General features: G+C 42.3%; 24 protein-coding genes. 23 read left to right on the top strand and 1 reads right to left on the bottom strand.

Annotation, left to right across the window (positions count from 1 at the left end):
* Positions 1 to 15: 15 nt before the first annotated feature.
* Positions 16 to 96, top strand: coding sequence for a stage V sporulation protein SpoVM (gene spoVM, locus ACSBQP_RS05070; protein ID WP_008354550.1), 81 nt, complete (start codon positions 16 to 18; stop codon positions 94 to 96).
* Positions 97 to 165: 69 nt separating this feature from the next.
* On the opposite strand, the gene rpmB is transcribed toward spoVM, so the two are convergent.
* Positions 166 to 354 carry a 50S ribosomal protein L28 gene (gene rpmB / locus ACSBQP_RS05065; protein ID WP_003212514.1) on the bottom strand — a complete coding sequence of 63 codons (189 nt, stop codon included), beginning with the start codon at positions 352 to 354 and terminating at the stop codon, positions 166 to 168.
* Between the two features lie 271 nt (positions 355 to 625).
* Here rpmB and ACSBQP_RS05060 point away from each other — a divergent pair, with 271 nt between their 5' ends.
* From ACSBQP_RS05060 to ylqF, 22 genes are all read left to right on the top strand, one after another.
* On the top strand, positions 626 to 988 hold the full coding sequence (locus tag ACSBQP_RS05060; protein ID WP_008344871.1) for an Asp23/Gls24 family envelope stress response protein: 363 nt from the start codon (positions 626 to 628) through the stop codon (positions 986 to 988).
* 15 nt (positions 989 to 1,003) lie between these two features.
* Positions 1,004 to 2,677 carry a DAK2 domain-containing protein gene (locus tag ACSBQP_RS05055; protein ID WP_048002836.1) on the top strand — a complete coding sequence of 558 codons (1,674 nt, stop codon included), beginning with the start codon at positions 1,004 to 1,006 and terminating at the stop codon, positions 2,675 to 2,677.
* Positions 2,678 to 2,826: 149 nt separating this feature from the next.
* Entirely contained in the window at positions 2,827 to 3,489 is a 663-nt protein-coding gene (sdaAB, locus tag ACSBQP_RS05050; protein WP_008344864.1) for an L-serine ammonia-lyase, iron-sulfur-dependent subunit beta, read from the top strand.
* 20 nt (positions 3,490 to 3,509) lie between these two features.
* Positions 3,510 to 4,412 (top strand): L-serine ammonia-lyase, iron-sulfur-dependent, subunit alpha, encoded by a 903-nt coding sequence (gene sdaAA / locus ACSBQP_RS05045; protein WP_008354543.1) that lies wholly within the window; start codon positions 3,510 to 3,512, stop codon positions 4,410 to 4,412.
* Positions 4,390 to 6,438 (top strand): ATP-dependent DNA helicase RecG, encoded by a 2,049-nt coding sequence (recG, locus tag ACSBQP_RS05040; protein WP_041507316.1) that lies wholly within the window; start codon positions 4,390 to 4,392, stop codon positions 6,436 to 6,438. Before sdaAA ends, recG begins: the two co-directional genes overlap by 23 nt.
* Positions 6,439 to 6,550: 112 nt before the next feature.
* Positions 6,551 to 7,117 carry a transcription factor FapR gene (fapR, locus tag ACSBQP_RS05035; RefSeq protein WP_017359102.1) on the top strand — a complete coding sequence of 189 codons (567 nt, stop codon included), beginning with the start codon at positions 6,551 to 6,553 and terminating at the stop codon, positions 7,115 to 7,117.
* 15 nt (positions 7,118 to 7,132) lie between these two features.
* Positions 7,133 to 8,131: a phosphate acyltransferase PlsX gene (plsX, locus tag ACSBQP_RS05030; RefSeq protein WP_159159617.1), complete on the top strand. Its 999-nt coding sequence runs from the start codon at positions 7,133 to 7,135 to the stop codon at positions 8,129 to 8,131.
* Positions 8,132 to 8,146: 15 nt separating this feature from the next.
* Positions 8,147 to 9,091, top strand: a complete 945-nt coding sequence (gene fabD / locus ACSBQP_RS05025; RefSeq protein WP_050827258.1) for an ACP S-malonyltransferase — start codon at positions 8,147 to 8,149, stop codon at positions 9,089 to 9,091.
* Positions 9,091 to 9,834: a 3-oxoacyl-[acyl-carrier-protein] reductase gene (gene fabG, locus ACSBQP_RS05020; RefSeq protein WP_039166716.1), complete on the top strand. Its 744-nt coding sequence runs from the start codon at positions 9,091 to 9,093 to the stop codon at positions 9,832 to 9,834. Before fabD ends, fabG begins: the two co-directional genes overlap by 1 nt.
* A gap of 81 nt (positions 9,835 to 9,915) precedes the next feature.
* On the top strand, positions 9,916 to 10,149 hold the full coding sequence (gene acpP, locus ACSBQP_RS05015; RefSeq protein WP_003212028.1) for an acyl carrier protein: 234 nt from the start codon (positions 9,916 to 9,918) through the stop codon (positions 10,147 to 10,149).
* 184 nt (positions 10,150 to 10,333) lie between these two features.
* Positions 10,334 to 11,077: a ribonuclease III gene (gene rnc, locus ACSBQP_RS05010; protein WP_017367233.1), complete on the top strand. Its 744-nt coding sequence runs from the start codon at positions 10,334 to 10,336 to the stop codon at positions 11,075 to 11,077.
* Between the two features lie 105 nt (positions 11,078 to 11,182).
* Positions 11,183 to 14,743, top strand: a complete 3,561-nt coding sequence (gene smc, locus ACSBQP_RS05005; protein WP_254505749.1) for a chromosome segregation protein SMC — start codon at positions 11,183 to 11,185, stop codon at positions 14,741 to 14,743.
* 21 nt (positions 14,744 to 14,764) lie between these two features.
* A complete protein-coding gene (gene ftsY, locus ACSBQP_RS05000) occupies positions 14,765 to 15,751 on the top strand; it encodes a signal recognition particle-docking protein FtsY (RefSeq protein WP_435028232.1) in 987 nt (328 codons plus the stop codon).
* Between the two features lie 342 nt (positions 15,752 to 16,093).
* Complete coding sequence (locus tag ACSBQP_RS04995; RefSeq protein ID WP_008344844.1) at positions 16,094 to 16,426, top strand: putative DNA-binding protein; 333 nt, start codon at positions 16,094 to 16,096, stop codon at positions 16,424 to 16,426.
* Between the two features lie 13 nt (positions 16,427 to 16,439).
* The gene (gene ffh / locus ACSBQP_RS04990; RefSeq protein ID WP_007499640.1) at positions 16,440 to 17,783 is read left to right on the top strand and encodes a signal recognition particle protein; all 1,344 of its coding nucleotides are present in this window, start codon (positions 16,440 to 16,442) and stop codon (positions 17,781 to 17,783) included.
* 105 nt (positions 17,784 to 17,888) lie between these two features.
* Positions 17,889 to 18,161, top strand: a complete 273-nt coding sequence (gene rpsP / locus ACSBQP_RS04985; RefSeq protein WP_008344841.1) for a 30S ribosomal protein S16 — start codon at positions 17,889 to 17,891, stop codon at positions 18,159 to 18,161.
* On the top strand, positions 18,161 to 18,406 hold the full coding sequence (locus ACSBQP_RS04980) for a KH domain-containing protein (protein WP_012009937.1): 246 nt from the start codon (positions 18,161 to 18,163) through the stop codon (positions 18,404 to 18,406). The genes rpsP and ACSBQP_RS04980 overlap by 1 nt, the downstream gene beginning before the upstream one ends.
* Before the next feature lie 103 nt (positions 18,407 to 18,509).
* On the top strand, positions 18,510 to 18,896 hold the full coding sequence (locus ACSBQP_RS04975; protein ID WP_008344839.1) for a YlqD family protein: 387 nt from the start codon (positions 18,510 to 18,512) through the stop codon (positions 18,894 to 18,896).
* Between the two features lie 8 nt (positions 18,897 to 18,904).
* Complete coding sequence (gene rimM / locus ACSBQP_RS04970) at positions 18,905 to 19,429, top strand: ribosome maturation factor RimM (protein WP_007499637.1); 525 nt, start codon at positions 18,905 to 18,907, stop codon at positions 19,427 to 19,429.
* Positions 19,426 to 20,160, top strand: coding sequence for a tRNA (guanosine(37)-N1)-methyltransferase TrmD (gene trmD / locus ACSBQP_RS04965; protein WP_007499635.1), 735 nt, complete (start codon positions 19,426 to 19,428; stop codon positions 20,158 to 20,160). The genes rimM and trmD overlap by 4 nt, the downstream gene beginning before the upstream one ends.
* A 137-nt stretch (positions 20,161 to 20,297) precedes the next feature.
* The gene (rplS, locus tag ACSBQP_RS04960) at positions 20,298 to 20,645 is read left to right on the top strand and encodes a 50S ribosomal protein L19 (protein ID WP_008344834.1); all 348 of its coding nucleotides are present in this window, start codon (positions 20,298 to 20,300) and stop codon (positions 20,643 to 20,645) included.
* Between the two features lie 90 nt (positions 20,646 to 20,735).
* On the top strand, positions 20,736 to 21,584 hold the full coding sequence (gene ylqF / locus ACSBQP_RS04955; RefSeq protein ID WP_007499632.1) for a ribosome biogenesis GTPase YlqF: 849 nt from the start codon (positions 20,736 to 20,738) through the stop codon (positions 21,582 to 21,584).
* The last annotated feature ends 74 nt before the right edge of the window (positions 21,585 to 21,658 follow it).

Below are 21,658 nucleotides of genomic sequence, written 5' to 3'. Positions count from 1 at the left end.
TAGGAGGGGGACAAAATGAAATTTTATACAATCAAACTGCCTAGATTTCTTGGCGGCATTGTCCGTGCGATGCTTGGTTCATTTAAGAAAGATTAATGAGTAATCTCCTTTATTTCCACATAAAAACGCCTGCTACAGTTAATTGTAGCAGGCGTTTACTCTTGCTTATACACGCTCAACTTTACCAGATTTCAAAGCTCGAGCTGATACATATACTCTTTTAGGCTTACCGTCCACTAGAATACGAACTTTTTGAAGGTTCGCGCCCCATGTACGTTTTGTAGAGTTCATTGCGTGAGAACGGTTGTTCCCAGCTTTTGTTTTTCTGCCTGTAATAACGCATTTACGTGCCATTTGTTTCCCTCCTAACTGCGAAAACATCATCATATTCTTCATATACGTACTTAGAGATGCCTCAAGATACTTTAATAATTTACCACAGCTTCAAGGGGTTTGCAAGGATTGTTTGCTCCTCTTTCAAGAAAAATACCTTGACATCTTGATAAAAAATCAAGGCTATAGTATAAGTAGGATTGGGTCGGATTGAATGATTTCTTTTAAAAAGAAGGGTCTTATAGTAAAATAGTGATAACTCAGGGCAATTTCTCAAAAAGGGGGAACCAATGTGTCCATTGAACTTAGAACGAAATACGGACAAATTGATATATCAAATGAAGTCATTGCAATGGTGGCAGGAGGCGCTGCGATCGATTGCTATGGTATTGTTGGCATGGCGTCCAAAAATCAAATAAAGGACGGCTTGACGGATATTCTCCGCAAAGAGAACTTCAGCCGGGGTGTTCTTGTGCGTCAAAAAGAAGATCGCATTCATATTGATATGTACATCATCGTCAGCTACGGTACAAAAATATCAGAAGTCGCACATAATGTTCAAACGAAAGTCAAATATACGATTCATCACACGATTGGACTTTCAGTTGACTCAGTCAACATTTATGTACAAGGAGTAAAAGTTACGAACCCGTAGTAAGGAGGAAATATATTGTCTATTAGAAATCTGGGTGGCCGCTCATTTGCAAAAATGATTCTTGCAGGTGCTCACCATCTTTCTCAAAACGCACAAATTGTTGATGCGTTAAATGTTTTTCCAGTACCAGACGGAGACACGGGGACAAATATGAATTTGTCAATGACTTCAGGGGCAAAAGCAGTTGAAGAAACAAATACCGATCACATTGGTAAGGTCGGGGTGGCTCTGTCGAAAGGGCTGTTAATGGGGGCAAGAGGAAACTCAGGTGTGATCCTGTCTCAGCTCTTCAGAGGTTTCAGCAAAAATATAGAACAAAAAGAAACAATTGACGCAAAAGAATTTGCGCTTGCCTTGCAGGCCGGTGTTGATACAGCATATAAAGCCGTCATGAAACCGATTGAAGGAACCATCTTAACGGTTGCAAAAGACGCAGCAAAGAAAGCGGTTGCTGTTTCAACAACAGAAGACCAAATCGATCGTGTGCTTGAATTAACGATTGAGGAAGCAAGAGCATCACTTGACCGCACGCCAGATCTCCTTCCTGTTTTAAAAGAAGTCGGCGTTGTAGATAGCGGCGGTAAAGGACTTCTTTGTGTATATGAAGGTTTTCTTGCTTCATTAAGAGGAGAAGAGCTCCCTCCTAAAACGGCCTCTTTGCCAACATTAAAAGAATTAGTGAGTGCAGAGCATCATAAAAGTGCACAAAGCCATATGAACACAGAAGATATTGAATTTGGCTATTGTACAGAATTTATGGTGAAATTCGAAGAAGACAAACAGTCCTTTGACGAAAATGCCTTCAGAGAAGAATTAAGCGAATTCGGAGATTCACTTCTTGTGGTATCTGATGATACGCTTGCAAAAGTTCATATTCATGCAGAGCAGCCAGGAGATGTCTTATCATATGCACAGCGCTACGGCAGCTTGATTAATATGAAAATTGAAAACATGAGAGAGCAGCATAGCTCGATCGTCAATGAAGAAAAAGATCACTCGCCTGCTGCACCAAAAGCAACAGCTGCTGAAAAACAGCGTTTTGGAGTAGTGAGTGTCGCAATGGGAGAAGGGATTGCTGACTTGTTTAAAAGTATCGGAGCATCCGTCGTCATTGAAGGCGGACAGACAATGAATCCGAGCACAGAAGACATTGTCAAAGCAATTGATAGCATTCATGCCGAAACCGTCTTTATCTTACCTAATAATTCTAATATTGTCATGGCAGCTAAACAGGCGGCAACTGTCTCAAGTCGTGAGGTCGTTGTTATTCCGACAAAGACCGTTCCTCAAGGAATGTCGGCACTTCTTTCTCTAAATGAAGCAGCTTCAAATGAAGACAATGAAGCAGCGATGTTAGAAGCGATTGATCATGTGAAAAGCGGCCAAATTACCTTTGCGGTAAGAGATACCCAAATTGATGGGATCGACATTGCCAAAGGCGATTATATGGGCCTATACAATGGAAAAATCACCTTAACAGCTAAAAATCAATTAGATGCAGCAAAAGAGCTTTTGACCCAAATGGTGACAGAAGATGATGAGATTGTCACAATCATCAAAGGGGAAGATGCATCATCTGATGAGATGGAAGCTTTAGAAGCATATATTGAAGACACATTTGAAGATGTAGAAGTTGAAGTCCACGATGGAAAACAGCCGCTTTATTCATATATTTTGGCTGTTGAATAAAGAAAGAAGGGCACATGAAGCCCTTCTTCTTCTTTTGCATTTTTTTACTATGTGTTCATCGGTGAAATGAGTTGCGGGAATCGAATGAATCCATTAGTCTAAAGGGAGTAACAAACCAATCTGTGATTGGTGATGAGAGGGGAAGACCTATGAAATTTAGAAGTGTGTTTGATATTATTGGACCCGTCATGATTGGTCCATCAAGTTCGCACACGGCGGGTGCGGCTCGTATTGGAAGAGTGGCTCGCAGCTTGTTCGGAAGGGAACCGAAACGAATTGTTGTGTCGTTTTATGGCTCTTTTAAAGATACGTATAAAGGACACGGGACAGATGTAGCCATTATCGGCGGTGTTCTTGATTTTGATACATTTGATGAACGAATTAAAACAGCGATTGATATTGCAAAAAGCAAAGAAATCGACATTGAGTTTAAAGAAGAAGATGCGGTACCAGCGCATCCAAATACAGCAAAAGTAGAAATTTCAGATGCGAATGGAAGCCTTGAATTAATCGGGATTTCCATTGGCGGAGGTAAAATTGAAATCACAGAATTAAATGGCTTTGAACTGAGACTCTCAGGGAATCATCCGGCCATTCTTGTGGTTCATAACGACCGCTACGGGACGATTGCAGCAGTTGCCAATGTGTTAGCGAAATTCGCCATCAACATTGGTCATATGGAAGTGGCACGTAAAGAGGTCGGGCAAGAAGCACTCATGACGATTGAAGTGGATCAGAATATTGATCCAGCGGTTTTAACAGAGCTTGAGACGCTGCCAAACATTATTCAAGTCACACAAATTGCAGAGTAACAACAAGGAGGTTATGTATGATGTTTAAAAACGTCAAAGAACTCGTGCAGCTAACAGAAGAACGGAATACCTCCATTTCAGAAATTATGATTACTCAAGAAATGGAAGTGACAGGGAAGTCACGTGAAGACATTTTCTCGCAGATGTACCGCAACCTAGAAGTGATGGAACAGGCCGTTGAAAACGGACTGAAAGGTGTGAAATCATTATCTGGTTTAACAGGCGGGGATGCGGTGAAACTTCAAGCATATATCGCATCAGGCAAAACATTGTCTGGTCATACCATTTTAGATGCCGTGAGTAAGGCAGTGGCAACAAATGAAGTGAATGCAGCAATGGGAACGATCTGTGCAACGCCTACAGCTGGCTCAGCAGGTGTTGTGCCAGGAACGCTCTTTGCGGTGAAAGAAACATTAAAGCCAACAAAGGAACAAATGGTCAGATTCCTATTTACATCTGGTGCATTTGGTTTTGTTGTCGCCAATAACGCAAGTATCTCTGGTGCAGCAGGCGGCTGTCAGGCAGAAGTAGGATCTGCATCAGGTATGGCAGCAGCAGCCATTGTAGAAATGGCAGGCGGTACGCCGCAGCAATCCGCTGAAGCCATGGCCATCACCTTAAAAAATATGCTGGGTCTTGTTTGCGATCCAGTCGCAGGACTTGTGGAAGTGCCATGTGTGAAACGAAACGCAATGGGCGCTTCTAATGCGATGATTGCAGCAGATATGGCACTTGCCGGCATTACAAGCCGCATCCCTTGTGATGAAGTCATTGATGCGATGTACAAAATTGGTCAAACGATGCCAACAGCTCTTCGTGAGACTGCACAAGGCGGACTTGCTGCAACACCGACAGCAAGGGAGCTTGAAAAGAAGATTTTCGGAGGTGTGACCTCATCTCGTGATACAGAAACTGCAAGATAAGATCTCTGCCCTCAAAGGGATTGGAGAAGAAACAGAAAAAACACTAAATGAACTTGGAATCTACACAGTAGCCGATTTACTCGGCTACTTTCCTTATCGATATGACGACTATGAGCTTCGCAACTTAGAAGAAGTCAGACATGACGAACGTGTCACAGTTGAAGGAAAAGTGCACAGTGAGCCCGTTCTCACCTATTATGGAAAAAAACGAAGCAGGCTGACATTCAGGCTGCTTGTCGGTCGTTTTTTGATTACAGCCATATGCTTCAATCGCCCTTATTTAAAACGAAGTCTTGTTTTAGGCGATACGGTATCCGTCACAGGGAAGTGGGATAAAAACCGGCAATCCATTATGGTGCAGGAATTTAAAAAAGGAACACACGAACAAGATGGCAGTATAGAACCTGTTTATTCGGTCAAAGAAAATGTAACCGTGAAGATGATGAGACGATTTGTGAAACAAGCGTTGTCACTCTATGTAGACCATGCAGAAGATCCACTGCCAAAGCAACTTGTAGCTGCTTATAAACTCATGTCTTATCAAGAAGCACTAAAAACCATTCATCTCCCTGAAACGAGAGACTCGCTCAAGCAAGCAAGACGACGCTTCGTGTACGAGGAATTTCTCATCTTTCAGCTGAAGATGCAGGCGATCAGAAAAAAAGAACGAGAAAAAACATCAGGCATCCAGCATCCGTTTTCAAAAGAGGCGGTCTTTGAGTTTGTTCATAGCCTGCCGTTCCCGCTGACAAAAGCACAATCAAGAGTGCTGGATGAAATTATGTCAGATATGGCATCCCCGTACCGGATGAACCGGCTTCTTCAAGGTGATGTTGGATCGGGGAAAACAGCTGTAGCGGCAATTGCCCTTTATGCCGCTCATTTATCCGGCTTTCAAGGTGCGCTGATGGTGCCAACTGAAATTTTGGCAGAACAGCATGCCGATTCACTGTATCAGCTATTTGAAAAATGGGGGCTAAATATTGCTCTTTTGACGAGTTCAGTGAAAGGAAAGCGCCGCAGAGAACTGCTTGAACGTCTGAAAGAGGGAGATATTGATATTTTAGTCGGCACGCATGCCCTTATCCAGGACGAAGTGGAATTTCAGCAGCTTGGTCTTGTTATTACAGATGAACAGCACAGGTTCGGCGTGGAACAGCGGAAAAAACTGCGAAGCAAAGGGCAGGACCCAGATGTTTTGTTTATGACCGCAACGCCGATTCCAAGAACGCTTGCCATCACAGTATTTGGAGAAATGGACGTCTCTGTCATTGATGAGCTGCCAGCCGGCCGAAAGCAGATTGAAACGTATTGGGTGAAGCATGACATGCTTGAACGGATTCTTGCTTTTGTTGATAAAGAGCTGAGAAAAGGCAGACAAGCGTATATTATTTGTCCACTTATAGAAGAATCAGACAAACTGGATGTCCAAAATGCGATTGATGTTCACAGCATGCTGACAGAGGCGTATCGCGGAAAATGGTCGATCGGCTTAATGCATGGGAAACTCGCAAGTGATGAAAAAGATCAAGTGATGAGAGATTTCACTTCCAATGAAGTGCAAATCCTTGTGTCAACGACAGTTGTTGAAGTTGGAGTCAACGTGCCAAATGCGACCATCATGGTCATTTATGATGCGGACCGCTTTGGACTGTCACAGCTTCATCAGTTAAGAGGCCGGGTCGGACGCGGAGAGCATCAATCTTTTTGTATTTTAATGGCGGACCCTAAATCAGAGACCGGTAAAGAGCGCATGCGGATCATGTCTGAAACAACGGATGGCTTTGAACTGTCTGAAAAGGACTTAGAACTAAGAGGCCCTGGCGACTTCTTTGGCAAGAAACAAAGCGGTATGCCTGAATTTAAAGTGGCAGACATGGTTCATGACTATAGAGCGCTTGAAACCGCTAGAAAAGATGCGGCAGAGCTCGTGCAGTCTGAAGCCTTTTGGACAGACCCTGAATATAAAGAACTTAGGCAAACACTTGTAGACAGCGGTGTGCTTGGCGGAGATAAATTGAGCTGATTAAGTGCTGGAGGAATTTTCTTGTCTTTTTGAAACAAGGATTGATTTATCATCTATGAGATTATATACTACTATTAGTACCTAGTCATAAATGTACGGATGGTGTCTGCATATGAAACTAAATAAAAAAGAACGACAAAAGCTTCTCCAGCAAACGATCAGCTCGACTCCGTTCATTACTGATGAAGAATTGGCAAGTAAATTCGGTGTAAGCATTCAAACAGTTAGACTTGACCGTTTGGAGCTGTCAATCCCTGAATTACGCGAACGAATTAAGCACGTGGCCGAAAAGACATTAGAGGATGAAGTGAAGTCTCTTCCGCTGGATGAAGTCATTGGAGAAATGATTGATGTAGAGCTTGATGATCAAGCGATTTCCATTTTTGAAGTGAGAAAAGAGCATGTATTCAGTCGTAACCAAATTGCCAGGGGACATCATCTTTTTGCCCAGGCAAATTCGCTGGCAGTAGCCGTCATCGACGATGAACTGGCTTTGACAGCAAAAGCAAATATTAAGTTTACAAGGCAGGTCAAACAAGGCGAAAGAGTTGTCTCAAAAGCCAAAGTTGCCTCACATGATAAAGAAAAAGGCAGAACCGTAGTTGAAGTAAACAGCTATGTAGGTGAGGAAGTTGTCTTCTCAGGCGATTTCGTCATGTATCGCTCAAAACAAAAGTAAAAGGTGGCACATAACATGAGAATTGCAGTCGATGCAATGGGGGGAGATCATGCCCCTAAAGCCATTATTGACGGTGTGCAAAAAAGCTTAGAAGCATTTTCAGATATCGAGATTACACTAGTCGGCGATGAAAGCAAGATCAAATCATACATAACAAATCATGAACGCATCACGATCTTAGATGCAAAAGAAGTCATTGAACCAACGGATGAACCAGTGCGTGCAGTGAGACGTAAAAAGGATTCTTCTATGGTGAAAATGGCGCAGGAAGTTTCAGAAGGAAGAGCAGATGCCTGTATTTCAGCTGGAAATACTGGGGCACTCATGACAGCAGGCCTGTTTATCGTAGGCAGAATTGATGGCATTGACAGACCAGCACTTGCTCCGACGTTGCCAACACTTGATGGTAGCGGGTTCTTATTATTGGATGTCGGTGCAAACGTTGATGCAAAGCCAGAGCATCTTGTGCAATATGCCATGATGGGATCTATTTACGCAGAGCATGTCTTCCCGAAGAGCAATCCACGCGTTGGACTTTTAAATGTCGGGACAGAAGATAAAAAAGGCAACGATTTAACGAAAAAAACCTTTGAATTATTAAAAGCATCAGATTTGAATTTCGTAGGAAATGTAGAATCGCGTGACTTATTAGAAGGTGTAGCTGATGTCGTTGTCACAGATGGTTTCACGGGGAATATCGCCCTTAAAACGATCGAAGGCACAGCCCTTTCTGTTTTTAAGATGCTGAAAGAAACCTTAACATCCAGCTTCACAGCTAAAATAGCAGCAGGTATGATGAAGCCAAAATTAATGCAGATGAAATCTAAAATGGATTACTCCGAATATGGTGGTGCCGCATTATTTGGTTTAAAAGCACCCGTTATTAAAGCGCATGGTTCCTCTGATGAAAATGCGATTTTTCATGCCATTCGTCAGGCGCGCGATATCGTTATAAAAGACGTTTCAGCTATCATTCATCAAGAAGTTCAAAAAGAAGACACGAATGAGTCGTAATGGAGGTAGAGCAGCATGAGTAAAATTGCTTTTTTATTCCCAGGCCAAGGCTCTCAAAAAATTGGCATGGGAAAAGATTTATTTGACCAAGAAGCAGCATCTAAAGCTGTGTTTGAAGAAGCAGATCAGACCCTTGATTTTGATTTATCTTCAATGATTTTTGAAGGAGATGCAAAAGAACTGACGCTGACATATAATGCACAGCCAGCTCTTTTAACGACAAGCATCGCGATCTTAAAGAAATTTGAAGAGAGCGGAATCAAAGCAGATTATGCAGCAGGGCACAGTCTGGGTGAATATACAGCCCTTGTTGCAGCGGGAGCTCTTTCGTTTAAAGATGCCGTTTTCGCAGTGAGAAAGCGTGGCGAATTAATGAATGAAGCCGTTCCAGCAGGAGAAGGCGCAATGGCGGCGATTCTTGGCTTAGACCAAGCGGCGCTTGTAGAAGTGACAAGAGAAGTGACAGAAAGCGGTCATCTTGTAGAACTTGCGAACTTAAACTGTCCGGGCCAAATCGTCATCTCTGGTACAGCAAAAGGTGTGGAACTTGCATCAGAGAAAGCGAAAGAAAAGGGCGCAAAACGTGCAATTCCACTTGAAGTGAGTGGACCTTTCCATTCTGCATTAATGAAACCAGCAGCTGAAAAATTCACAGATGTATTATCTAAATTAGACATTTCTGATGCCGCGACGCCAGTGATTTCAAACGTAACAGCAGACATCGTGACATCACGTAATGAAATTGAAACGAAGCTGATTGAACAATTGTATTCTCCTGTTCGATTTGAAGAAAGTGTAGAACGCCTGATTGACTTAGGCGTGACAACATTTATTGAAATTGGTCCTGGTAAAGTGCTCTCAGGTCTTGTGAAAAAAGTCAATCGCCGCCTGACGACCATTTCCGTATCAGATCAAGAAACAATTGAAGCAGCAATTCAAACACTCAAGGGGGATTCTTGATGCTTACAAATAAAACAGCCGTTGTCACAGGTGCATCACGCGGTATTGGCCGTTCGATTGCGATCGATTTGGCGAAAAAAGGTGCCAATGTTGTGGTGAACTATTCAGGCAACGAAGCAAAAGCAAATGAAGTCGTCGATGAGATCAAAGCACTTGGCCAGCAGGCTTTTGCTGTCAAAGCGGATGTGTCAAATGCAGAAGATGTACAGGCATTAATGAAACAAACCGTTGATACATTTGGTTCAATCGACATTCTTGTGAATAATGCTGGAATTACAAAGGACAACCTGCTCATGAGAATGAAAGAAAATGAATGGGATGATGTCATTAACATAAACTTAAAAGGTGTCTTCAACTGTACAAAAGCTGTGACACGTCAAATGATGAAACAGCGCAGCGGAAGAATCATCAATGTAGCATCTGTTGTCGGCGTTTGTGGAAACCCTGGACAAGCAAACTATGTTGCAGCAAAAGCTGGTGTGATCGGTTTAACGAAAACAACAGCGAAAGAGCTGGCAAGCCGTCATATTACAGTCAATGCCGTAGCACCAGGCTTTATTTCTACTGATATGACTGACAAGCTTGATGAGAATGTTCAAACAGAAATGCTTAAGCAAATCCCGCTCGCACGCTTTGGTGCGCCTGAAGATATAAGCAACGTTGTTGTCTTTTTAGCTTCAGAAGGAGCAGGTTATATTACAGGCCAAACCATCCAAGTGGATGGCGGAATGGTTATGTCCTAAGAAATATCAAAATTTCGTTACGTTTTCTCTAGTTTTTTAAAAACGAATCAACTATAATACTTTGAGGGGAGGTGAAAGGCAATGGCAGACGTATTAGAGCGTGTATCAAAAATTATTGTAGACCGCCTTGGCGTTGATGAGGCTGACGTGAAAATGGAGGCTTCATTTAAAGAAGATTTAGGCGCTGATTCCCTTGATGTAGTTGAGCTAGTTATGGAACTTGAAGATGAGTTCGATATGGAAATTTCTGACGAAGATGCTGAAAAAATTGCAACAGTCGGTGACGCTGTGAACTACATAAATAGCCAGCAATAAGCGTAACAAAGTCCCGTCTATTTTCATGGCGGGACTTTGAAAATTTATGTTAGTTTCAACATATTCAGCTGATCAATTGTCAGCCTTTTTCAGATGCTAAGGAGCACGGTTTCCTTGCATGTAGAAAGAGAGACTCCATATAATCAGTATCCTTAAAGGCGATAACGCCTACCTGGAGGTTGCTATGCCAAAACACTATAAAGACAAACAGAAACAGAGCAAAAAACTAGAGCAATTCAGAGAATTTCAGCAGCGCATTTCTGTACACTTTAAAAATGAAAAACTACTCTATCAAGCCTTTACACATTCCTCTTATGTGAATGAGCATCGTAAAAAACCTTATGAGGATAATGAAAGACTTGAATTTTTAGGGGACGCTGTTTTAGAGTTGACGATCTCACAGTTCTTATTTGCAAAGTACCCAGCCATGAGCGAGGGAGATTTAACAAAACTGAGAGCGGCGATCGTATGTGAGCCATCACTTGTGTCATTAGCACATGAGCTGTCCTTTGGAGACCTTGTTCTTTTAGGAAAAGGGGAAGAAATGACAGGCGGCAGAAAACGCCCAGCACTCTTAGCAGACGTATTTGAGGCGTTTATCGGAGCGCTTTATTTAGATCAAGGACTTGAGCCTGTTGAACGATTCCTAGAAGCCTATGTATACCCGAAAATTAATGACGGGGCATTCTCACATGTCATGGACTTTAAAAGCCAGCTTCAAGAATTTGTTCAGCGAGATGGAAAAGGTGTACTTGAATACCGAATCCTGCATGAAAAAGGTCCAGCACATAACCGGGAATTTGAAGCCAATGTATCCCTTAGAGGAGAAGTGCTCGGAATTGGAAATGGTCGTTCAAAAAAAGAAGCGGAACAGCATGCTGCACAGGAAGCACTTGCTAAATTACAGAAACATCATATGAACCAATAAAATCCCCCTCGTGATTCAGGGGGATTTCACTCTGTTTTCCATCATCTTTTTTCAGTTCATATGGTAAGATAATAGTACTTTAAATACATAAGGAGGATCACTCTCATGTTCCTCAAACGTTTAGACGTGATAGGATTCAAATCTTTCGCACAGCGGGTGACCGTAGACTTTGTCAAAGGGGTTACAGCTGTTGTTGGACCAAACGGAAGCGGCAAAAGTAATATTACTGATGCGATCCGCTGGGTACTTGGAGAGCAATCAGCAAAAAGCCTCCGCGGAGGAAAAATGGAAGACATCATTTTTGCAGGAAGTGACTCAAGAAAACGAGTCAACTTAGCAGAAGTGACATTAACGCTCGATAACGAAGATCACTTTTTGCCGATCGATTTTCACGAAGTCAGTGTGACAAGAAGAGTCTATCGTTCTGGAGAAAGTGAATTTCTCATTAACAATCAATCTGTCCGCTTAAAGGATATTATTGATCTTTTCATGGATTCAGGTCTTGGAAAAGAAGCTTTTTCGATCATCAGCCAAGGTAAGGTAGAAGAGATTCTATCGAGTAAAGCTGAAGAAAGACGTAGCATCTTTGAAGAAGCAGCTGGTGTCCTGAAATATAAAACAAGAAAGAAAAAAGCCGAGAATAAACTGTTTGAAACGCAGGACAACTTAAACCGGGTGGAAGATATTCTGCATGAACTAGAAGATCAAGTAGAACCACTAAGAATGCAGGCATCTATCGCAAAAGACTATCTGCAAAAGAAAGAAGAACTTGAAAATGTAGAAATTGCTCTCACCGTCCATGATATTGAAGCACTGCACAAAAAATGGACAACACTTGGTGAAGCTGTCGAGCGGTTCAAACAAGATGAAATGAAGCAGTCCACAGACATTCAAGCGAAGGAAGCCAAAATCGAAGAATCGAGAGACCGTATTCAGGCGCTTGACGATTCGATTCATGACCTCCAAGAAGTCCTCCTTTTCACAAGTGAAGAACTAGAAAAGCTTGAAGGGAAAAAAGAAGTTCTAAAAGAACGGAAAAAAAATGCGGCCGCTAACCAAGGGCAGCTAGAAGACACGCTCGTGCGTTTAACCGAAAAACAGTCGTTGTTAACGAAAAAGATTGAACAGCAGAAAGTCACACGTGACAGCCTGCAAACAGAAGTGCAGCAGCTAAAAGATGAAGTGAAAACAAAACAGCATCAGCTGTCTCTTCATAGTGAAGATGTGGAAGGGCAAATTGAACAGCTGAAAAGCGATTATTTTGACCTATTAAACGAGCAAGCTTCTATCCGAAACGAACGTACATTACTAGAAGAGCAGCAGCGCCAAGCAGCCTTGCAGCTAGAGCGGTTAACGCAAAATAATCAGAAACATATCGAAGAACGGGTGTCTGTGAAGGAAAAGAAAACAGAAGCCGAGCAGCAACTTTCAGAACGAGAAGAAGACATTTTGGCTCAGGTGAAACGCTTTAGAGAAGCGGAACAAAAGCTAGAGCAGATGAAGCGTCAATACGAGAAAAAAGAAACGGCACTTTACCAAGCCTATCAATATGTACAGCAGGCAAAATCTAAAAAAGAAATGCTTGAATCGATGCAGGAAGACTTCTCAGGTTTTTTCCAAGGAGTAAAAGAGGTTTTAAAGGCAAAGGACCGGTTAGGCGGTATTCACGGGGCGATTGCAGAGCTGATTCAAACAGAGCAGCAACATGAAACAGCGATTGAAATTGCACTTGGCGCAGCCACGCAGCATGTCGTTACTGAAAATGAAGCGGCTGCCAGACAGGCCATTGGATACTTAAAGCAGCATTCCTTTGGGCGTGCGACCTTCCTGCCGATGAACGTCATCAAAGAACGAACCATTCAGTTTAGAGATATTCAAACAGCTGAGCAGCATGACGCATTTATCGGCGTAGCGAGTCAGCTCGTTTCCTTTGACGAAAAGTATGAAAAAGTCATACAGAATTTGCTTGGAACGGTCCTGATTGTTCAAGACTTAAAAGGTGCCAATGAGCTGGCGAAAATGCTTGGACATCGTTATCGCATCGTGACCCTTGATGGGGACGTGGTGAACCCAGGCGGTTCAATGACTGGGGGCGGCGTAAAGAAAAAGAACAATTCCCTCCTCTCCAGAACCCGAGAGATTGAAACATTAACAAAGCAGCTCGTTGAAATGGAAGAAAAAACAACGATCCTTGAAAAAGAAACAAAAGAAACGAAGCAATCGATTGCCGCAAGCGAAGTCCAATTAAATGAACTGCGTCAGCGCGGCGAAATTCTTCGAGAAAAGCAGCAAGAGTTAAAAGGGACATTATATGAACTGCAAGTAGCGGAAAAAAATATTAACGCTCATCTAGAGCTCTATGATCAAGAAAAAGAAGAGTTGCAGCAGCGCTCTAGCGAACTTGCGAGCAAGGACAAAGAGCAGGCAGCCCTTGAAACATCTATAGGTGAGAAACTGACCTCTCTTGACGAAGAGATCAACACGTTAACAAAACGGAAGCAGACCCAAAGCTCAACGAAAGAAACCATTTCTTCCGAATTAACAGAGCTGAAAATCTCGCTTGCCAAAAAAGAGCAGTCTTTAGCGAATGAACAAGAAAAACTATCGAGCTTAACGGCTGAATTAGAAGAGGCTGAAAAGACGCTGACGGAAACAAAAGAAGATTTGTCCCTCTTAACAAGTGAAATGTCATCCAGCTCAAGCGGCGCCGAACAACTGGAAGAAGCGGCAAAAGAGAAACTGGAACATAAAAACAAAACGACAGCGCTTATCTCAGAGCGACGCAAACAGCGCCTGGCTCTTTCTGAAACATTAGAATTCGCAGAACGTGAACTAAAAGAGCAAAAACGCCTGTATAAACAGCTCACGACAAGCTTAAAAGATGAAGAAATCAAGCTTGGCCGCATGGAAGTTGAACTTGATAACCTCATCGCCTATTTAAACGAAGAGTATGCCCTTTCGTTTGAAGGAGCAAAAGAAATGTATCATCTGACGCTATCGCCGGATGAAGCAAGAAAACGCGTGAAATTGATCAAACTAGCCATTGAAGAGCTTGGAACAGTGAACTTAGGCAGTATTGACGAGTATGAACGTGTGAATGAACGTTTTCTCTTCTTAACTGAACAGCGCAATGATCTGACAGAAGCGAAAAATACGTTATTCCAAGTCATTGAAGAAATGGATCAGGAGATGACGAAACGTTTCTCTGAGACATTCTCTCAAATCCGCGGGCATTTTGAATCTGTTTTCCAAGCATTATTTGGCGGAGGAAGAGCAGACCTTAAGCTCACAGATCCAAACGATTTACTAAACTCAGGCGTCGATATTGTGGCGCAGCCGCCGGGGAAAAAGCTGCAAAATCTAAGCCTGCTTTCAGGCGGAGAAAGAGCATTAACAGCCATCGCTTTATTATTCTCGATCTTAAAAGTGAGACCTGTTCCATTCTGTGTGCTAGATGAGGTAGAAGCAGCGCTTGATGAAGCGAATGTGTTCCGCTTTGCCCAGTATTTAAAGAAATATAGCCAAGAAACACAGTTCATTGTGATTACACACCGAAAAGGAACCATGGAAGAAGCAGATGTTCTGTACGGTGTCACGATGCAGGAGTCAGGTGTCTCAAAACTAGTATCTGTCAAACTAGAGGAAACGAAAGAGCTTGTCCAGTAATTAAAGGAGGTTTTTGAACCAATGAGCTTTTTTAAGAAATTAAAAGAAAAATTTACGCAGCAAACCGATTCAGTATCAGAAAAGTTTAGAGATGGACTTGAAAAAACGAGAAATTCGTTTCAGGGAAAAGTAAATGAACTCATTTCTCGCTATCGTAAAGTGGATGAAGACTTTTTTGAAGAACTAGAAGAAGTGTTAATCGGTGCTGATGTTGGTTTCACGACTGTGATGGAACTGATTGATGAGCTGAAAAAAGAAGTGAAATTAAGAAACATTCAAGACCCAAGTGAAGTACAAGCAGTCATCTCTGAAAAACTCGTGGAGATTTACAATAGTGGTGAGGAACAAATCTCTGAACTGAACATTGAAGACGGCCGTTTAAATATTATTTTATTCGTAGGCGTGAACGGTGTCGGTAAAACCACCACCATTGGTAAGCTGGCAAACAAGCTAAAAAATGAAGGGAAATCCGTCATTTTAGCAGCAGGTGATACGTTCCGTGCGGGGGCGATTGAGCAGCTTGAAGTATGGGGCGAGCGCTCTGGTGTTCCTGTCGTTAAACAAACAGCAGGCTCTGACCCGGCAGCGGTCATCTATGATGCCGTTCAATCAGCTAAAGCCAAAAAAGCAGATGTCTTGATCTGTGATACAGCAGGCAGACTGCAAAACAAAGTCAACTTGATGAAAGAGCTAGAGAAGGTCAAGAGAGTCATTGAACGCGAAGTGCCCGATGCACCGCATGAAGTACTGCTTGCCCTTGATGCGACAACAGGTCAAAATGCGATGGCGCAAGCGAAGGAATTTTCTAAAGTAACAAACGTGACAGGTATCGCTTTAACAAAGCTTGACGGTACTGCAAAAGGCGGGATTGTTCTTGCCATTCGCAATGAACTCAACATACCTGTAAAACTTGTCGGATTAGGTGAAAAAGTAGACGATCTGCAAGAGTTCGATGCTGAATCGTATGTGTACGGATTATTCTCAGACATCATTGATCAAGAAGACTAATCAAGATGCCGACAAAACTGCCGGCATTCAGCGTGTAGACAAACCCTCGCATTCTTTGTCAGTCCTGCGTGCTGGTGCTCACGAATGTGACATTCGCTCCGCGCCAGTACTCGTCCTTCCTAGACTTCAAAGGTTTTCTATCACGCTGAAAAGAAGACAAAGGGCTAAAATCAAGTTCATTTTAGCCCTTTGTCAACAATCTGGGGATGCCGGCAAAATTGCCGGCATTTTTATTTAAATATCGCCGCAGGAAGTGACAAGATAAAAACTTGACACATAGATCAGAACCGTGTAAACTTAGTTGTTGTAAAGGGAATGAACTTAACAAAGGGGAGAGAGCCCATGACGCTTGAAAAGACAACGAGAATGAACTACTTGTTTGATTTCTATCAATCGTTGTTGACCGCAAAACAAAAGAGCTACATGTCGCTTTACTACCTAGACGATTTTTCCCTCGGTGAAATTGCGGATGAATATGAAGTATCAAGACAGGCTGTTTATGATAATATTAAACGGACTGAAGCGATGCTTGAACAATATGAAGAAAAGCTGCTCTTGTTTAAGAAATTTAAAGAGCGTAAAGAACTTCTCACAAAAATGAGAGAGCTTGTAGCAGATTCCGCGCAAAAGGAAGAAGCAGAAGCTTTAATTGAATCGCTTGAGAAATTAGATTAGGAGGCGGCACAGTATGGCATTTGAAGGATTAGCCGACCGACTGCAGCAGACGATTTCAAAAATCCGCGGCAAAGGAAAAGTGTCAGAGCAAGATGTAAAAGAAATGATGCGCGAGGTACGCCTTGCCCTTCTTGAAGCTGACGTCAATTTTAAAGTAGTCAAAGACTTTGTGAAAAAAGTAAGCGAGCGGGCAGTTGGACAAGAGGTCATGCAAAGTCTTACCCCAGGACAACAGGTCATTAAAGTTGTAAAAGAAGAACTCACTGAATTAATGGGCGGGGAAGAGAGTAAAATCGCTGTAGCGAAAAAATCTCCAACTGTCATTATGATGGTTGGTCTTCAAGGGGCAGGTAAAACGACCACAACTGGAAAGCTTGCCAACTTACTTCGCAAAAAACATAATCGCAAGCCGATGATGGTGGCCGCTGATATTTACAGACCAGCAGCGATCCAGCAGCTTCAAACGCTTGGGAAACAGCTTGATATGCCCGTATTCTCATTAGGTGATCAAGTTAGTCCTGTCGAAATTGCCAAACAGGCAATTGAAAAAGCGAAAGAAGAACATCATGATTATGTCATTTTAGATACAGCAGGACGTCTTCATATTGATGAAGACTTAATGGATGAACTTCAGAAAGTAAAAGAAGTCGCAAATCCAGAAGAGATTTTCCTCGTTGTTGACTCGATGACTGGTCAAGATGCTGTCAATGTCGCAAAAAGCTTTAATGAACAGCTTGGTTTAACAGGTGTCATTCTGACAAAACTAGACGGTGATACGCGAGGCGGGGCAGCACTTTCAATTCGTGCAGTCACAAATACGCCGATTAAATTCGCCGCACTAGGTGAAAAGCTTGATGCAATTGAACCATTCCATCCAGAGCGGATGGCATCAAGAATTCTTGGCATGGGAGATGTGCTCACGCTTATTGAAAAGGCACAAGCAAACGTTGACCAAGATAAAGCGAAAGAGCTTGAACAAAAAATGCGGACAATGAGCTTCACGCTCGATGATTTCCTCGAGCAGCTTGGGCAGGTTCGCAACATGGGTCCACTTGATGAACTGATCCAAATGATGCCGGGAGCCGGTAAAATGAAAGGGCTCAAAAACGTCCAAGTAGACGAAAAGCAGCTCAATCACATCGAAGCGATCATTAAATCAATGACGACCGAAGAAAAAGAACAGCCAGAGGTCATCAATGCAAGCCGAAGAAAACGGATTGCAAAAGGAAGCGGAACATCTGTACAGGAAGTCAATCGCCTTTTAAAACAATTTGACGAAATGAAAAAGATGATGAAGCAAATGACCAACATGTCCAAAGGAAAGAAAAAAGGCGGCTTTAAATTACCATTTATGTAATTGGTTATACATGATAAAACCGTTGTTAAGAAAAAACACTTTACAAACCCTTTTATCATTGTTAATATACTATCTTGTTGAAATATTTTCGGAGGTGCTAGTAAAATGGCAGTAAAAATTCGTTTAAAACGTATGGGAGCAAAAAAATCTCCTTTCTATCGTATTGTTGTAGCAGATTCTCGTTCACCACGTGACGGTCGTTTCATCGAAACAGTTGGAACTTACAACCCAGTGGTATCACCAGCTGAGGTGAAAATCAACGAAGAATTAGCGCTTAAATGGCTTCAAAATGGTGCGAAACCATCTGATACAGTTCGTAACCTTTTCTCAAGCCAAGGAATTCTTGAAAAATTTCATAATGCGAAAAACAGCAAATAATGAATGAGCTGTCCTTGGAAGAATTGATTGTGTCCATCGTCGAGCCACTTGTTGATTTCCCTGAAGATATTCACGTATCTTCATTAGAAAAAGATGAGCAGGTCATTTACACACTGTCTGTCAATGCTGAAGATACCGGAAAAGTGATCGGAAAGCAGGGACGTACAGCTAAAGCGATACGAACAGTCATGTTTGCAGCAAGTGCAGAGTCTTCTAAGAAAGTTCAACTTGAGATTGCTGACTAAAAAGGGAGAGGGCTTAGGACCTCCCCTTTTTTTACACGTTTAAATCTATTTTTCGTTATACTGTAGAGGACAAATGCCTTCGGATAGGGGGACAAAAAGGAAGATGCAGATCATTCAACATGTCACCGTCATGCAAGTATTAACTGAAAGCAGTAAGGACAAACTGTTAACGACTTTTTTGGAGAAAAAAGAAAGACTAGAACGTGAATGCAATCAACTATATTTTCAACTAAAAAAGCATGAAAAAGAACCACATCAGCAAGAAGCCATCCCTCAATTTCAAAAAGCCATTGAAAAAAGACAAGAGAAAATGAGGCAAATTGATTTTCAAGTCGAGCAGCTGCATATCTTGCCTCTTGGCAGTGAAATGAAAGAAACAGAAGTGGATGCGCTGATTGAAGTAAAAATAGGTGATAAATGGGATGACAAAATGCAAGACAATGTCATCGTCGTGAAAGACGGCACCATTGTGGAAATACGTCAGGGGTGATTGAGAACATGGAGCTAGAATGGTTGAATGTCGGAAAGATCGTCAATACACATGGAGTGCGCGGAGAAGTACGTGTTGTGTCAAAGACTGATTTCCCAGAAGAACGCTACAAAAAAGGCAGCGTCCTTTATATTTTCAAACAAAATCAAAAAGAACCGCTAAAAGTGACTGTCGCATCACATAGACAGCACAAACAATTTGATTTACTGACATTTGAAGAAGTCGGCTCGTTAAATGAAGCTGAGCAATTAAAAGAGTCGATTTTAAAAGTAGAAAAAGAACATCTTGGTTCATTAGATGAAGGGGAATTCTATTTCCACGAAATCATCGGCTGTGAAGTATATGATGAAGAGGACAAACTGATTGGTCAAATCAAAGAAATTTTAACGCCAGGGGCAAATGATGTATGGGTGGTTGGAAGAAAAGGCAAAAAAGATGCCCTCATCCCTTATATTCCATCTGTCGTCAAAACAGTTGATATTTCATCCAAGAAAGTACACATTGAAGTGATGGAAGGACTCATTGACGAATGAAAATTGACTTTTTAACACTGTTTCCTGAAATGTTCGAAGGAGTGCTTCACTCATCGATCTTAAAAAAAGCTCAGGAAAAAGATGCGGTCTCATTTGATGTCGTGAATTTTAGGGAGTATTCCGATCATAAACATAAAACAGTGGATGACTATCCGTATGGCGGTGGTGCTGGCATGGTTCTGAAAGCACAGCCTGTATTTGATGCGGTAGAAGATTTAACGAAAAAAGCAAACAAGAAGCCCCGCATTATTCTTGTTTGTCCTCAAGGAGAAAGATATACACAAAAGAAAGCAGAAGAGCTTGCAAAAGAAGAGCATCTTATGTTCATTTGCGGCCACTATGAAGGCTACGATGAGCGCATCAGGGAGCATCTTGTCACAGATGAAATTTCAATCGGAGATTTCGTTCTCACAGGCGGAGAGCTGCCGGCGATGATGATTGCAGACAGTGTGGTCAGGCTTTTGCCTCATGTGCTTGGAAAAGAAGCGTCTCATATCGAAGATTCATTTAGTACAGGTCTGCTTGAGCATCCGCACTATACAAGACCAGCTGATTATAAAGGATTGAAAGTACCAGATGTGCTTCTCTCTGGAAATCATGCCAAAATTGAAGAGTGGCGGCGTAAAGAATCGTTGAAGCGAACCTATACAAGACGGCCAGATTTGATCGATTCTTGCAAAACATTAACGGATGAAGAAAAAAGATGGCTTTGGCAGCTTCATAATGACTAGATTGTATTGCACAAGGTATACAGGTGTGGTATGATACTACTTGTGACTTGGACGGCTTGCCGATTCAAGTTTGAAAACGATGTTCCGCTGCAATGAAGAAAGAGGACATGAGCATCTGTTGGAAGGAGTTGAAAACGATGCAACAATTGATTGAAGAAATCACAAAAGAACAATTACGCACTGATCTTCCTGCGTTCCGTCCTGGTGACACTTTACGTGTACACGTGAAAGTTGTCGAGGGTACTCGTGAGCGTATCCAGATCTTTGAAGGTGTTGTAATTAAGCGTCGTGGTGGTGGAATCAGCGAAACTTTCACAGTTCGTAAGATCTCTTACGGTGTAGGCGTTGAGCGTACATTCCCTGTACACACACCAAAAATCGCTAAGATCGAAGTTGTACGTCACGGTAAGGTACGTCGTGCGAAACTTTACTACCTACGTGAACTTCGCGGTAAAGCGGCTCGTATCAAAGAAATCAGACGATAATGATATCAAAGGAAAGAGCTTGTTACCTGTAACAGGCTCTTTTTTTGTACAATGTATAGAGACAACCGTTAGAAGAGAGAAGGTGCACATATGACAATTCAATGGTTTCCAGGCCATATGGCAAAAGCAAGACGGGAAGTCACAGAAAAATTAAAGCTCATCGACATCGTATTTGAATTAACCGATGCAAGGATTCCGATGTCCTCTAGAAACCCAATGATTGAAGAAATCCTCCAAAACAAACCGAAAATTATGCTTTTGAACAAAGCAGATAAAGCAGATCCTCGTATGACAAAAGAGTGGCAGGCACACTTTGAAGCGCAAGGTGTACGGTCGCTTGCCATTAATTCTGTCGATGGACAAGGGTTAAATCAAATCATTACGACATCAAAAGAAATCTTAAAAGAAAAGTTCGATCGAATGAAAGCAAAAGGTGTTAAGCCGCGTGCCATTCGAGCTTTGATTATCGGAATTCCCAATGTCGGCAAATCAACGCTGATCAATCGGTTGGCAAAGAAAAATATTGCGAAAACAGGAGATCGACCTGGTATTACGACGTCACAGCAATGGGTGAAGGTAGGAAAAGAACTTGAACTGCTCGATACCCCCGGAATTCTCTGGCCGAAATTTGAAGATGAACAAGTAGGTCTTAGGCTGGCCGTCACCGGAGCGATTAAAGACTCAATCATCAACTTGCAGGATGTCGCCGTTTATGCGCTACGCTTTTTAGAAGAGCACTATCCAGAGCGATTAAAAAAACGCTATGATCTAGCAGAAATACCTGAAGATACAGTTGAGCTGTTTGATGCCATTGGCACAAAACGCGGCTGTCTGATGAGTGGAGGATTCATTAATTACGACAAAACGACCGAAATCATCATTCGGGATATTCGAACGGAAAAATTTGGTCCCCTCACTTTTGAGAAGCCTGAAAGCTAAAAGACACGCAGCTCATGCGGGTCTTTATTTTTTGCGAAAAACTGCCGATATAAAGAAGGAGGCTGCGGAAAAGC

Origin of the sequence: Bacillus sp. G402, from assembly GCF_051172515.1 — a bacterium.
In the GTDB taxonomy this organism is placed as follows: Bacteria; Bacillota; Bacilli; order Bacillales; family Bacillaceae; genus Bacillus; species Bacillus altitudinis.
Note: the sequence above shows the minus strand (reverse complement) of the source record. Positions and strands in the feature narration are given on the sequence as shown.